At 38.8% G+C, this 12919-nt stretch carries 11 protein-coding genes; 9 read left to right on the forward strand and 2 right to left on the reverse strand.

The features are described 5' to 3' along the window. Positions 1 to 83: 83 nt before the first annotated feature. Positions 84 to 758 carry a two-component system response regulator CiaR gene (ciaR, locus tag HT730_RS04975; RefSeq protein ID WP_000590628.1) on the forward strand — a complete coding sequence of 225 codons (675 nt, stop codon included), beginning with the start codon at positions 84 to 86 and terminating at the stop codon, positions 756 to 758. Continuing rightward, the gene (gene ciaH, locus HT730_RS04980) at positions 748 to 2082 is read left to right on the forward strand and encodes a two-component system sensor histidine kinase CiaH (RefSeq protein ID WP_173275991.1); all 1335 of its coding nucleotides are present in this window, start codon (positions 748 to 750) and stop codon (positions 2080 to 2082) included. Before ciaR ends, ciaH begins: the two co-directional genes overlap by 11 nt. 28 nt (positions 2083 to 2110) lie before the next feature. Here the strand turns inward: ciaH and HT730_RS04985 are convergent, their stop codons facing one another. Then, positions 2111 to 2398: a DUF3270 domain-containing protein gene (locus HT730_RS04985; RefSeq protein WP_057487219.1), complete on the reverse strand. Its 288-nt coding sequence runs from the start codon at positions 2396 to 2398 to the stop codon at positions 2111 to 2113. Positions 2399 to 2537: 139 nt separating this feature from the next. On the opposite strand from HT730_RS04985, the gene HT730_RS04990 reads away from it, so the two are divergent. The 7 genes from HT730_RS04990 to ezrA all read left to right on the forward strand — a co-directional run bounded on the left by HT730_RS04990 (position 2538) and on the right by ezrA (position 12361). Continuing rightward, positions 2538 to 3467: a peptidase U32 family protein gene (locus HT730_RS04990; protein WP_173306986.1), complete on the forward strand. Its 930-nt coding sequence runs from the start codon at positions 2538 to 2540 to the stop codon at positions 3465 to 3467. A 199-nt stretch (positions 3468 to 3666) separates the two neighbouring features. Then, positions 3667 to 6117: a bifunctional DnaQ family exonuclease/ATP-dependent helicase gene (locus HT730_RS04995; protein WP_173306987.1), complete on the forward strand. Its 2451-nt coding sequence runs from the start codon at positions 3667 to 3669 to the stop codon at positions 6115 to 6117. Positions 6118 to 6153: 36 nt separating this feature from the next. Further along, on the forward strand, positions 6154 to 7377 hold the full coding sequence (locus HT730_RS05000; protein ID WP_173306988.1) for an FtsW/RodA/SpoVE family cell cycle protein: 1224 nt from the start codon (positions 6154 to 6156) through the stop codon (positions 7375 to 7377). A 10-nt stretch (positions 7378 to 7387) separates the two neighbouring features. Next, a complete protein-coding gene (locus HT730_RS05005; RefSeq protein WP_173306989.1) occupies positions 7388 to 7942 on the forward strand; it encodes a DJ-1 family glyoxalase III in 555 nt (184 codons plus the stop codon). 85 nt (positions 7943 to 8027) lie between these two features. Next, entirely contained in the window at positions 8028 to 8591 is a 564-nt protein-coding gene (locus HT730_RS05010; protein ID WP_173306990.1) for an HAD family hydrolase, read from the forward strand. Positions 8592 to 8605: 14 nt separating this feature from the next. Next, positions 8606 to 10552 (forward strand): DNA topoisomerase (ATP-hydrolyzing) subunit B, encoded by a 1947-nt coding sequence (gyrB, locus tag HT730_RS05015; RefSeq protein ID WP_173306991.1) that lies wholly within the window; start codon positions 8606 to 8608, stop codon positions 10550 to 10552. A gap of 81 nt (positions 10553 to 10633) precedes the next feature. After that, entirely contained in the window at positions 10634 to 12361 is a 1728-nt protein-coding gene (gene ezrA, locus HT730_RS05020; protein ID WP_173306992.1) for a septation ring formation regulator EzrA, read from the forward strand. Between the two features lie 185 nt (positions 12362 to 12546). Here the strand turns inward: ezrA and HT730_RS05025 are convergent, their stop codons facing one another. Then, positions 12547 to 12846: a DUF1827 family protein gene (locus tag HT730_RS05025; protein WP_000767194.1), complete on the reverse strand. Its 300-nt coding sequence runs from the start codon at positions 12844 to 12846 to the stop codon at positions 12547 to 12549. Positions 12847 to 12919 lie beyond the last annotated feature (73 nt).

Below are 12919 nucleotides of genomic sequence, written 5' to 3' on the forward strand. Positions count from 1 at the left end.
TTTTCATTGAGTATAAAATGCAGAGAGTTGAGTTTTTTTTAAGGCAAATTTGGTATAATGGTTTTAATAAGGAGGAGTTTCTCATGATAAAAATCTTATTAGTTGAGGATGACCTAGGCCTGTCAAATTCAGTATTTGACTTTTTAGACGATTTTGCGGATGTCATGCAGGTATTTGATGGGGAAGAAGGTCTCTACGAAGCTGAAAGTGGTGTCTATGACTTGATTTTGCTCGATTTGATGTTACCTGAAAAAAATGGCTTCCAAGTCTTGAAAGAATTGCGTGAAAAGGGAATTACGACACCAGTTCTGATCATGACTGCCAAGGAAAGTTTGGATGATAAGGGACATGGATTTGAACTGGGAGCGGATGATTATCTGACCAAGCCTTTCTACCTAGAAGAACTCAAAATGCGGATTCAAGCCCTTCTCAAACGTTCAGGCAAGTTTAATGAAAATACGCTATCTTATGGAGATATTCTCATCAATTTATCAACCAATACCGTTAAGGTTGAAGATACTACTGTCGAATTGCTGGGGAAAGAGTTCGATTTACTGGTTTATTTCCTTCAAAATCAAAATGTTATTTTGCCTAAGACGCAGATTTTTGATCGTCTATGGGGATTTGATAGTGACACAACGATTTCAGTTGTCGAAGTTTATGTTTCAAAAGTCCGTAAGAAATTAAAAGGAACCACTTTTGCAGAGAATTTGCAAACCTTGCGCAGTGTTGGGTATATTTTAAAAGATGTTCAGTAAACTAAAAAAAACATGGTATGCGGATGACTTTAGTTATTTTATCCGCAACTTTGGTGTCTTTACCTTGATTTTCTCGACAATGACTCTGATTATTTTGCAGGTCATGCATTCGAGTCTTTATACTTCAGTGGATGATAAGCTCCACGGACTGAGTGAAAATCCTCAGGCAGTTATTCAGCTGGCAGTAAATAGGGCAACAGAAGAGATTAAAGATTTAGAAAATGCCGCTACAGATACTAGCAAGACTGAGATAAAACCCAATGTCAGTTCCAACACAGAAGTCATTCTTTTTGATAAGAACTTTACTCAACTTCTTTCTGGAAATCGATTTTTGGGCTTGGATAAGATTAAGCTAGAAAAGAAAGAACTAGGCCATATCTACCAGATTCAGGTTTTTAATAGCTATGGGCAGGAAGAAATCTATCGTATGATATTAATGGAAACGAATATCAGTTCGGTTTCAACCAATATCAAGTATGCCGCTGTCTTGATAAATACCAGTCAGTTAGAGCAGGCCAGTCAAAAGCATGAGCAATTGATTGTCGTTGTGATGGCAAGTTTCTGGATTTTGTCTTTGCTTGCCAGTCTCTATCTAGCTAGGGTCAGTGTTCGTCCTCTTCTTGAGAGCATGCAGAAGCAACAGTCCTTTGTGGAAAATGCCAGTCATGAGTTACGAACTCCACTTGCAGTTTTGCAAAATCGCTTAGAGACCCTTTTCCGTAAGCCAGAAGCAACCATTATGGATGTGAGTGAAAGCATTGCATCGAGTTTGGAAGAAGTTCGAAATATGCGGTTTTTGACGACGAACTTGTTGAATTTAGCTCGTAGAGATGATGGGATTAAGCCGGAACTTGCAGAAGTTCCAACCAGTTTTTTCAATACGACTTTCACAAACTATGAGATGATTGCTTCGGAAAATGATCGTGTCTTCCGTTTTGAAAATCGCATCCATCGAACGATTGTCACAGACCAGCTTCTCTTGAAGCAGTTGATGACGATTCTCTTCGATAATGCCGTCAAGTATACTGAAGAGGATGGTGAAATTGATTTTCTTATCTCAGCGACCGATCGCAATCTGTATTTACTGGTTTCTGATAATGGAGTCGGTATTTCGACAGAAGATAAGAAGAAAATTTTTGACCGCTTTTATCGAGTTGATAAGGCTAGAACGCGCCAAAAAGGTGGTTTTGGTTTAGGATTATCCCTAGCCAAGCAAATTGTAGATGCCTTAAAAGGAACCATTACTGTTAAAGATAATAAGCCAAAGGGAACAATCTTTGAAGTGAAGATTGCCATCCACACACCATCTAAAAAGAAAAAATAAACATATCGCTCCGGATGGGGCGATATGTTTATTTTTTAAGTTTTCGTTTGATAATAGAGCGTTGGATTTTTAAAACAAGTAAGCTGGATACTATTGCTGCAGGTAAGGCGAGCACAGTTGTTAATTTTAATGATAAAAAGATAAAACTAAAGATGGCAATGCAGATACAAAAAACAGCGATATTGACAAAAAATAAAATTTCTTTGAGATTGCTATCAGCTTGTGCTTCAGGTGCATAAGCTTGATAATGAGGAAGTTGCTGGTTTAATTCTTCTTGATAGTCTACCTCATAGGATTGTAATTTTCTTACGGGCATGATTCTCTCCTTAACAGTACATACCTATTTTATCATTTTTTCAGCAGAGAATTATTACAGAAAGGTTACAAAAAGAATAAAGTACCTTTTCATTTTCAAAGAATAGCTGATTTTTGAGAAATATGGTATAATTTTTCTTATGGAAAAGATTATCATTACAGCAACTGCTGAAAGTATTGAACAAGTTGAACAACTGCTCGAAGCTGGCGTAGACCGTATCTATGTCGGTGAGAAAGATTTTGGCCTTCGTCTGCCAACAACCTTTAGTTATGACCAATTGCGTGAAATCGCTAATCTGGTTCATGATGCTGGTAAGGAATTGATTGTTGCGGTTAACGCCCTCATGCACCAAGATATGATGGACCGTATCAAGCCTTTCTTAGACTTTTTGGAAGAAATCAAGACAGACTACATTACGATTGGGGATGCAGGTGTCTTTTACGTAGTCAACCGCGATGGTTATTCATTTAAGACCATCTACGATGCTTCGACTATGGTAACTAGCAGTCGTCAGATTAACTTCTGGGGACAAAAGGCTGGCGCATCTGAGGCTGTTTTGGCGCGTGAAATTCCATCAGCTGAACTTTTCAAAATGCCAGAGATTTTGGAAATTCCTGCTGAAGTTTTGGTTTACGGTGCCAGTGTCATCCATCATTCTAAACGTCCACTTTTGCAAAACTACTATAACTTTACGCATATCGATGATGAAAAGACGCGTAAACGTGACCTTTTTTTGGCTGAGCCAAGTGATCCTGAGAGCCACTATTCCATTTTTGAAGACAATCATGGGACCCACATCTTTGCCAACAATGACCTTGATTTGATGACCAAATTAACAGAATTGGTGGAGCATGGCTTTACTCACTGGAAATTAGAAGGTCTCTATACACCTGGTCAGAACTTTGTTGAGATTGCAAAACTCTTTATCCAAGCGCGTAGCTTGATTCAAGAGGACAACTTTAGCCATGACCAAGCCTTCTTGCTGGATGAAGAAGTTCGTAAACTTCACCCTAAAAACCGTTTCCTTGATACAGGATTTTATGATTACGATCCTGACATGGTTAAATAAAGTAAATGATTCGTTGAGAGAAGGAAGATGCAAATATTTCTTCTCTCAATTTTTCGTATTTCTTCACCATTTTCAACAAATCAGTAAGCTAGGATGCTCTGTTTACTGGGAATTTTAATACAAGTAACCTTCTTGAGTTTGAAAATTATCCCATGTTTGCAGGTGCCAAATGGCCCTTTTTTTGGTATAATTTTTTATAATGAAAACGATTGGTAATCGCTATGTTGTGGTGGATTTAGAGGCAACTAGCACAGGTAGTAAGGCTAAAATTATCCAAGTGGGAATTGTCGTGATTGAGGACGGAAAAATCGTCGATCACTATACGACGGATGTCAATCCCCATGAACCCTTGGATGCTCATATTAAAGAATTGACAGGGCTAACTGACCAACGTCTGGCGCAAGCACCTGATTTTTCGCAAGTTGCCAGAAAAATCTTTGACTTGGTGGAGGATGGGATTTTTGTAGCCCATAATGTTCAGTTTGATGCTAATCTTTTGGCGGAAAACTTGTTTTTTGAAGGCTATGAGTTAAGAAATCCTCGTGTTGATACGGTCGAATTGGCTCAGGTATTTTTCCCAGAACTGGAAAAATATAGTTTGCCTATTTTGTGTCGAGAATTAGGAATTCCTCTAAAGCATGCCCACACAGCCCTTTCAGATGCCCAAGCTACTGCAGAATTACTCCTTTTTCTACGAGAAAAGATGGCCCAGCTTCCTAAAGGTCTCTTGGAACGTTTGTTGAAAATGGCTGACGCTCTCTTATACGAGTCCTATCTTGTTATTGAAGAAATTTATCGCAGTCAATCTATCCTGACTTCTCCAGACTTGGTCCAAGTTCAAGGACTGTATTTCAAGAAAATTGCAGCTCCTCTGGAGTCACGAAAACTATCCCAAGATTTTTCTAAGAATATTTCTCTGTTGAACCTTGAAGTGAGGGAGGCGCAAGAAAGTTTTGCTAAAGAGGTTGGCTTGCTATTGAAAGATGAGCCTGTCTCATTAATTCAAGCGCCGACTGGGATTGGGAAAACCTATGGCTACCTCTTACCTGCTTTATCTCAAACCAAAGAGCGACAAATTGTTCTTAGTGTTCCGACAAAGATTCTTCAAAATCAAATCATGGAAGAAGAAGCTAAACGTCTCAAGGAAGTGTTCCATATAGATATTCATAGTTTAAAGGGACCACACAATTATCTGAAGTTGGATGCCTTTTATCGTTCCTTGCAGGAAAATGATGAAAATCGCTTATTTAGACGCTTTAAAATGCAACTCTTGGTCTGGCTGACTGAGACAGAGACAGGAGATTTGGATGAAATCGGGCAACTCTACCGTTACCAACATTTTCTAACAGACCTTCGTCATGACGGAAATTTATCATCTCAAAGCTTATTTGTGACGGAAGATTTTTGGAAACGTAGTCAAGAAAGGGCACAAACTTGCAAGCTTTTAGTGACCAATCATGCCTATCTTGTAACCAGACTTGAAGATAATCCTGAATTTGTCAGTGACCGTTTATTGATTATTGATGAAGTTCAAAAGATTTTGTTAGCTCTAGAAAATCTGCTTCAAGAGACCTACGATATCCAGTCTATTGTCGATTTGATTGATAAGGCTTTACTGGAGGAGCAAAATAAGGTCCAGCAACGAATACTAGAAAGTATTCGCTTTGAGTGTTTCTACTTGATAGAACAATTTCAGTCTGGCAAATCTAGGAAAAATATCTTAGATTCTCTTGCCAATCTCCACCAGTATTTTTCAGAATTAGAGGTAGAAGGCTTTGGGGAACTGGTCCGCTATTTTACAGCTGACCGAGATTACTGGCTTGAAGCAACTGAAACGAGTCAAAAGAAAATTCAGATTTCTTCTACGAAATCAGGCCGTATTCTTCTATCTTCTTTAGTGCCTGATTCATGTCAAGTCTTGGGAGTATCAGCCACTCTTGAGATTAGTCAAAGAGTTTCTTTGGCAGACCTGTTAGGCTATCCCGAAGCCAAATTTATCAAGATTGAATCTCGTAGAAAGCAGGATCAAGAAGTAGTCTTGGTCGAAGATTTTCCCCTGGTGACTGAAACTTCCTTAGAAGTCTATGCCAAAGAGGTAGCTGATTTGCTGATGGATCTTCAAGCTTTCCAGCAACCGATTTTAGTTCTATTTACTGCCAAAGACATGCTTCTAGCAGTATCGGATTTACTTCCAGTTAGCCATCTGGCCCAGTATAAAAATGGCGATGTTCATCAACTGAAGAAACGTTTTGAAAAAGGTGAACAACAAATCCTGCTTGGTGCAGCAAGTTTCTGGGAGGGAGTCGATTTTTCAAGCCATCCTTTTGTGATTCAAGTTGTACCGAGACTTCCTTTCCAAAATCCCCAAGAGCCTTTGACGAAAAAGATTAATCAGGAACTAATTCAAGAAGGGGAAAATGCCTTTTATGATTATCAATTGCCAATGGCTATTATTCGTTTAAAACAGGCTTTGGGAAGAAGTATGAGACGTGAACATCAACGTTCCTTAACCCTCATTCTGGATAGAAGAATTGTCGGAAAACGATACGGCAAGCAAATAGTGACTTCTCTAGCAAAAGAAGCGAGTATTACAACGATTGCTCAATCTGAAGTTAATGAGGCTATTGATAGATTTTTAAATGAACTTTGATAAATAGTATTGTATGAAAGTATAAGGTTAGTGTATATGAAACGTTCTCTCGACTCTAGAGTCGATTATAGTTTGCTCTTGCCAGTATTTTTTCTACTGGTTATTGGCGTGGTGGCTATCTATATAGCTGTTAGTCATGATTATCCAAATAATATTCTGCCCATTTTAGGGCAGCAGGTCGCCTGGATTGCCTTGGGGCTTGTGATTGGTTTTATCGTCATGCTCTTTAATACAGAATTTCTTTGGAAAGTGACCCCTTTTCTATATATGTTAGGTTTGGGACTCATGGTCTTGCCGATCGTCTTTTATAATCCAAGCCTAGTTGCATCAACGGGTGCCAAAAACTGGGTATCAATAAATGGAATTACCCTATTCCAACCGTCAGAATTTATGAAGATATCCTATATTCTCATGTTGGCTCGTGTGATTGTTCAATTTACAAAGAAACATAAGGAATGGAGACGCACAGTTCCGCTGGACTTTTTATTAATTTTTTGGATGATTGTCTTTACCATTCCAGTCCTAGTTCTTTTAGCACTTCAAAGTGACTTGGGGACGGCTTTGGTTTTTGTAGCCATTTTCTCAGGAATCGTTTTATTATCAGGGGTTTCTTGGAAAATTATTATCCCAGTATTTGTGACTGCTGTAACAGGAGTTGCTGGTTTCTTAGCCATCTTTATTAGCAAGGACGGACGAGCTTTTCTTCACCAGATTGGAATGCCGACCTACCAAATCAATCGGATTTTGGCTTGGCTCAATCCCTTTGAGTTTGCCCAAACAACGACTTACCAGCAGGCTCAAGGACAGATTGCCATTGGAAGCGGTGGCTTATTTGGACAAGGGTTTAATGCTTCTAATCTGCTTATTCCAGTTCGTGAGTCGGATATGATTTTCACAGTCATTGCAGAAGATTTTGGCTTTATTGGCTCTGTCCTTGTTATCGCCCTTTACCTCATGCTGATTTACCGTATGTTGAAGATTACTCTTAAATCAAATAACCAGTTCTACACCTATATTTCTACAGGTTTGATTATGATGTTGCTCTTCCACATCTTTGAAAATATCGGCGCTGTGACGGGCTTGCTTCCTTTGACTGGGATTCCCTTGCCTTTTATTTCGCAAGGAGGATCGGCTATTATCAGTAATTTGATTGGTGTTGGCTTGCTTTTATCGATGAGTTACCAGACTAATCTAGCTGAAGAAAAGAGTGGAAAAGTCCGATTCAAGCGGAAAAAGGTTGTATTAAAACAAATCAAATAAGGAGAAAATCATGGTAAAAGTAGCAGTTATGTTGGCTCAGGGCTTTGAAGAAATTGAAGCTTTGACAGTTGTGGATGTCTTGCGTCGAGCAAATATTACTTGTGATATGGTTGGTTTTGAAAAGCAAGTAACGGGTTCGCATGCAATCCAAGTAAGAGCAGATCGTGTCTTTGATGGAGATTTATCAGACTATGATATGATTGTCCTTCCTGGCGGAATGCCTGGTTCTGCACATTTGCGTGACAATCAGGCCCTGATGCAAGAATTGCAAAACTTCGAGCAAGAAGGAAAAAAATTAGCAGCCATTTGTGCGGCGCCAATTGCGCTCAATCAAGCAGGGCTATTGAAAAACAAGGAATACACTTGTTATGACGGTGTTCAAGAGCAAATCCTTGATGGTCACTACGTCAAGGAAACAGTAGTGGTAGATGGTCACTTGACAACCAGTCGAGGTCCCTCTACAGCCCTTGCCTTTGCCTATGAGTTGGTGGAGCAATTAGGAGGAGATGCAGAGAGTTTACGAACAGGAATGCTCTATCGAGATGTCTTTGGTAAAAATCAGTAAAACGGGAGTCAAACTCTCGTTTTTTTATGTGGAAAACTCAGGGAAATCATCGCTTTTTTCATAAAAAAATGCTATAATGAAGGGTATGAAATATCACGATTATATCTGGGATTTAGGTGGAACTTTACTGGATAATTACGAAACTTCAACAGCTGCATTTGTTGAAACATTGGCACTGTATGGTATCACACAAGACCATGACAGTGTCTATCAAGCTTTAAAGGTTTCTACTGATTTTGCGATTGAGACATTCGCTCCCAACTTAGAGCATTTTTTAGAAAAGTACAAGGAAAATGAAGCCAGAGAACTAGAACATCCGATTTTGTTTGATGGAGTTGCTGATTTATTGAAAGATATCTCAAATCAAGGTGGCCGTCATTTTTTGGTCTCTCATCGAAATGATCAGGTCTTGGAAATTTTAGAAAAAACCTCTATAGTAGCTTATTTTACAGAAGTGGTGACTTCTAGCTCAGGTTTTAAGAGAAAGCCAAATCCTGAGTCTATGATTTATTTAAGAGAAAAATATCAGATTGGCTCTGGTCTTGTCATTGGTGATCGACCGATTGATATCGAAGCAGGTCAAGCTGCTGGACTGGATACCCACTTGTTTACCAGTATCGTGAATTTAAGACAAGTATTAGACATATAAGAAAAAGGAATAAGATGACAGAAGAAATCAAAAATCTGCAGGCACAGGATTATGATGCCAGTCAAATTCAAGTTTTAGAGGGCTTAGAGGCTGTTCGTATGCGTCCAGGGATGTACATTGGATCAACCTCAAAAGAAGGTCTTCACCATCTAGTCTGGGAAATTGTTGATAACTCAATTGACGAGGCCTTGGCAGGATTTGCCAGCCATATTCAAGTCTTTATTGAGCCCGATGATTCGATTACAGTTGTTGATGATGGGCGTGGTATCCCCGTCGATATTCAGGAAAAAACAGGTCGACCTGCCGTTGAGACTGTCTTTACTGTTCTTCATGCTGGAGGAAAGTTTGGCGGTGGCGGATATAAGGTCTCAGGTGGTCTTCACGGAGTGGGGTCGTCAGTAGTTAACGCCCTTTCAACTCAATTAGACGTTCATGTCCACAAAAATGGTAAGATTCATTACCAAGAATACCGTCGTGGTCATGTTGTCGCAGATCTTGAAGTAGTTGGAGATACGGATAAAACAGGAACAACTGTTCACTTCACACCGGACCCAGAAATCTTCACCGAAACAACAACCTTTGATTTCGATAAATTAAATAAACGCATTCAAGAGTTGGCCTTTCTAAATCGCGGTCTTCAAATTTCTATCACTGATAAGCGCGAAGGTTTGGAACAAACCAAACATTACCATTATGAAGGTGGGATTGCTAGTTATGTTGAATATATCAACGAGAACAAGGATGTAATCTTTGATACACCAATTTACACAGATGGTGAGATGGATGATATCACAGTTGAAGTAGCCATGCAGTACACAACGGGTTACCATGAAAATGTCATGAGTTTCGCCAATAATATTCATACCCATGAAGGTGGAACGCATGAACAAGGTTTCCGTACAGCCTTGACACGTGTTATCAACGATTATGCTCGTAAGAATAAGTTACTGAAAGACAATGAAGATAATTTAACTGGGGAAGATGTCCGCGAAGGATTAACTGCAGTTATCTCGGTTAAACACCCAAATCCACAGTTTGAAGGACAAACTAAGACTAAGTTGGGAAATAGCGAAGTGGTCAAGATTACCAATCGCCTCTTCAGTGAAGCCTTCTCCGATTTCCTCATGGAAAATCCACAGATTGCCAAGCGTATCGTGGAAAAAGGGATTTTGGCTGCCAAAGCTCGTGTGGCTGCCAAGCGTGCGCGTGAAGTCACTCGTAAAAAATCTGGTTTGGAAATTTCCAACCTTCCAGGGAAACTAGCAGACTGTTCTTCTAACAATCCTGCTGAAACAGAACTCTTCATCGTTGAAGGAGATTCAGCTGGTGGATCAGCTAAATCTGGTCGTAACCGTGAGTTTCAGGCTATCCTTCCAATTCGCGGTAAAATTTTGAACGTTGAAAAAGCTAGCATGGATAAGATTCTTGCTAACGAAGAAATTCGTAGTCTTTTCACAGCCATGGGAACAGGATTTGGCGCAGAATTTGATGTTTCGAAAGCCCGTTACCAAAAACTCGTTTTGATGACCGATGCCGATGTCGATGGAGCCCACATTCGTACCCTTCTTTTGACCTTGATTTATCGTTATATGAAACCAATCCTAGAAGCTGGTTATGTTTATATTGCCCAACCACCAATCTATGGTGTCAAGGTTGGAAGCGAGATTAAAGAATATATTCAGCCGGGTGCAGATCAAGAAATCAAACTCCAAGAAGCTTTAGCCCGTTATAGTGAAGGTCGTACCAAACCGACTATTCAGCGTTATAAGGGGCTAGGTGAAATGGATGATCATCAGTTGTGGGAAACAACCATGGATCCCGAACATCGCTTGATGGCTAGAGTTTCTGTGGACGATGCTGCAGAAGCAGATAAAATCTTTGACATGTTGATGGGGGATCGAGTAGAACCTCGTCGTGAGTTTATCGAAGAAAATGCCGTCTATAGTACACTTGATGTCTAAAAAATCGGGAGAAGTAGTTCCCTTGGTCTAAAAAATATGATATAATCATTACGATTGTTTCAAGTAAAAAAGGAGTTTGATATGTCTAATGGACAACTAATTTATTTAATGGTTGCAATTGCAGTCGTTTTAGTTCTGGCTTATGTAGTGGCGATCTTTCTACGTAAGCGAAACGAGGGAAGATTAGAGGCGCTAGAAGAAAGAAAAGAAGAACTATACAATCTTCCAGTAAATGATGAAGTAGAAGCTGTAAAAAATATGCACTTGATTGGACAAAGTCAAGTGGCTTTCCGTGAATGGAATCAAAAATGGGTCGATTTATCTCTCAACTCTTTTGCCGATATTGAAAATAATCTCTTTGAAGCAGAAGGCTATAACCATTCATTTCGTTTTCTCAAGGCCAGTCATCAAATTGACCAAATTGAGAGTCAAATTACTTTGATTGAAGAAGATATTGCTGAAATTCGCAATGCTTTGGCAGACTTAGAGAAGCAAGAATCTAAAAATAGTGGTCGTGTTCTTCATGCTTTGGATTTATTTGAGGAACTTCAGCATAGAGTTGCTGAAAATTCAGAACAGTATGGTCAAGCCTTGGATGAAATTGAAAAACAATTAGAAAATATCCAATCTGAATTTTCACAATTTGTAACCTTGAATTCATCGGGTGACCCAGTAGAAGCTGCTGTGATTTTGGATAATGCTGAAAATCATATATTGGCTTTGACACATATTGTTGATCGTATACCAGCAATTGTAACAACATTATCTAAAGAGCTACCAGATCAACTAGAAGATTTAGAAGATGGTTATCGTAAGCTCTTAGATGCTAATTATCATTTTGTTGAAACGGATATTGAAGCGCGTTTCCACTTACTTTATGAAGTATTCAAGAAAAACCAAGAGAATATTCGTCAGTTGGAGTTGGACAATGCCGAGTATGAGAATGGACAGGCACAAGAGGAAATCAATGCCTTGTATGATATTTTTACTCGAGAAATTGCTGCTCAGAAAGTAGTGGAAAATCTACTTGCAACTCTTCCAACTTACCTTCAACATATGAAAGAGAATAATACTTTATTGGGAGAAGATATTGCACGTTTGAGCAAGACCTATTTACTTCCTGAGACAGCTGCAAGCCATGTTCGTCGTATTCAGACAGAATTAGAGAGTTTTGAGGCAGCTATTGTTGAGGTAACTTCAAATCAAGAAGAACCAACCCAAGCTTATTCAGTTCTTGAAGAAAATCTTGAAGATTTACAAACTCAACTAAAAGATATTGAAGATGAGCAAATTTCAGTTAGTGAGCGCCTGACACAAATTGAGAAAGATGATATCAATGCACGTCAAAAGGCCAATGTTTATGTCAATCGTCTCCATACTATCAAGCGATACATGGAAAAACGCAATCTGCCAGGTATTCCACAAACTTTCTTGAAGTTATTCTTTACGGCAAGCAATAATACCGAGGATTTAATGGTTGAGTTAGAACAGAAAATGATTAACATTGAATCTGTTACCCGAGTTCTTGAAATTGCAACGAATGATATGGAAGCTTTAGAAACGGAAACTTATAATATTGTACAGTATGCAACCTTGACAGAGCAACTCTTGCAATATTCTAACCGCTATCGCTCATTTGATGAACGCATTCAAGAAGCATTTAACGAAGCTTTAGATATTTTTGAAAAAGAATTTGATTATCACGCTTCATTTGACAAGATTTCTCAAGCATTAGAAGTGGCAGAGCCTGGTGTAACCAACCGCTTTGTTATCTCATATGAGAAAACACGTGAAACGATTCGTTTTTAATAAAAGAAAAAGATTTGATTGTGTGAGGAGCAGAATCAAATCTTTTTCTATAGTAATATCGTGAGCAAAAGGATTCAAAATGATAAAAACGCATAATAGCGGGTGTAGAAACTCTTGCTACTATGCGTTTTATTATGGAAAGACTTATTGGACTTTCTCTCAAATCGAGTTTTTACTTAACTTCTTTATTTGATTGGGATTGAAATTCCAATCAATTTCTCTGAGTAGAGTGTCTTGATATTGGCTTCATCAATAGAGTCCTTATCAATTTTACGTTTCAAGAAAAATTCTTGAATGGTTTCGATTTCAGGCTCACGAATAGCACGGTGTTTGTTTGAGATGAGGATTTCATAGTGAAGCGGAGCTTGGGTAAAAATAACATCAGTATTTCCTGCTGAGTAAACCTCAACAAGGGTTGCATCTGTACTTTCTAGCTGGCTTTTTACAAGTTGCGAGTGTGAGTTTGTCGTATTGATAAGCTTCATAATATTTCCTCCGATTTTCTAATTCTATTATAGCACTTTTTGAATAAAGTCGCTTGATTTATACTCAATGAAA

It is taken from the genome of Streptococcus sp. k-628, from assembly GCF_013277475.1.
Taxonomy (GTDB): domain Bacteria; phylum Bacillota; class Bacilli; order Lactobacillales; family Streptococcaceae; genus Streptococcus.

What these genes read in the sequence shown, in the direction of transcription:
- ciaR (WP_000590628.1), top strand. Translation starts at nt 84, where the DNA reads ATGATAAAAATCTTATTAGTTGAGGATGACCTAGGCCTGTCAAATTCA.
- ciaH (WP_173275991.1), top strand. Translation starts at nt 748, where the DNA reads ATGTTCAGTAAACTAAAAAAAACATGGTATGCGGATGACTTTAGTTAT.
- HT730_RS04985 (WP_057487219.1), bottom strand. Translation starts at nt 2,398, where the DNA reads ATGCCCGTAAGAAAATTACAATCCTATGAGGTAGACTATCAAGAAGAA.
- HT730_RS04990 (WP_173306986.1), top strand. Translation starts at nt 2,538, where the DNA reads ATGGAAAAGATTATCATTACAGCAACTGCTGAAAGTATTGAACAAGTT.
- HT730_RS04995 (WP_173306987.1), top strand. Translation starts at nt 3,667, where the DNA reads ATGAAAACGATTGGTAATCGCTATGTTGTGGTGGATTTAGAGGCAACT.
- HT730_RS05000 (WP_173306988.1), top strand. Translation starts at nt 6,154, where the DNA reads ATGAAACGTTCTCTCGACTCTAGAGTCGATTATAGTTTGCTCTTGCCA.
- HT730_RS05005 (WP_173306989.1), top strand. Translation starts at nt 7,388, where the DNA reads ATGGTAAAAGTAGCAGTTATGTTGGCTCAGGGCTTTGAAGAAATTGAA.
- HT730_RS05010 (WP_173306990.1), top strand. Translation starts at nt 8,028, where the DNA reads ATGAAATATCACGATTATATCTGGGATTTAGGTGGAACTTTACTGGAT.
- gyrB (WP_173306991.1), top strand. Translation starts at nt 8,606, where the DNA reads ATGACAGAAGAAATCAAAAATCTGCAGGCACAGGATTATGATGCCAGT.
- ezrA (WP_173306992.1), top strand. Translation starts at nt 10,634, where the DNA reads ATGTCTAATGGACAACTAATTTATTTAATGGTTGCAATTGCAGTCGTT.
- HT730_RS05025 (WP_000767194.1), bottom strand. Translation starts at nt 12,846, where the DNA reads ATGAAGCTTATCAATACGACAAACTCACACTCGCAACTTGTAAAAAGC.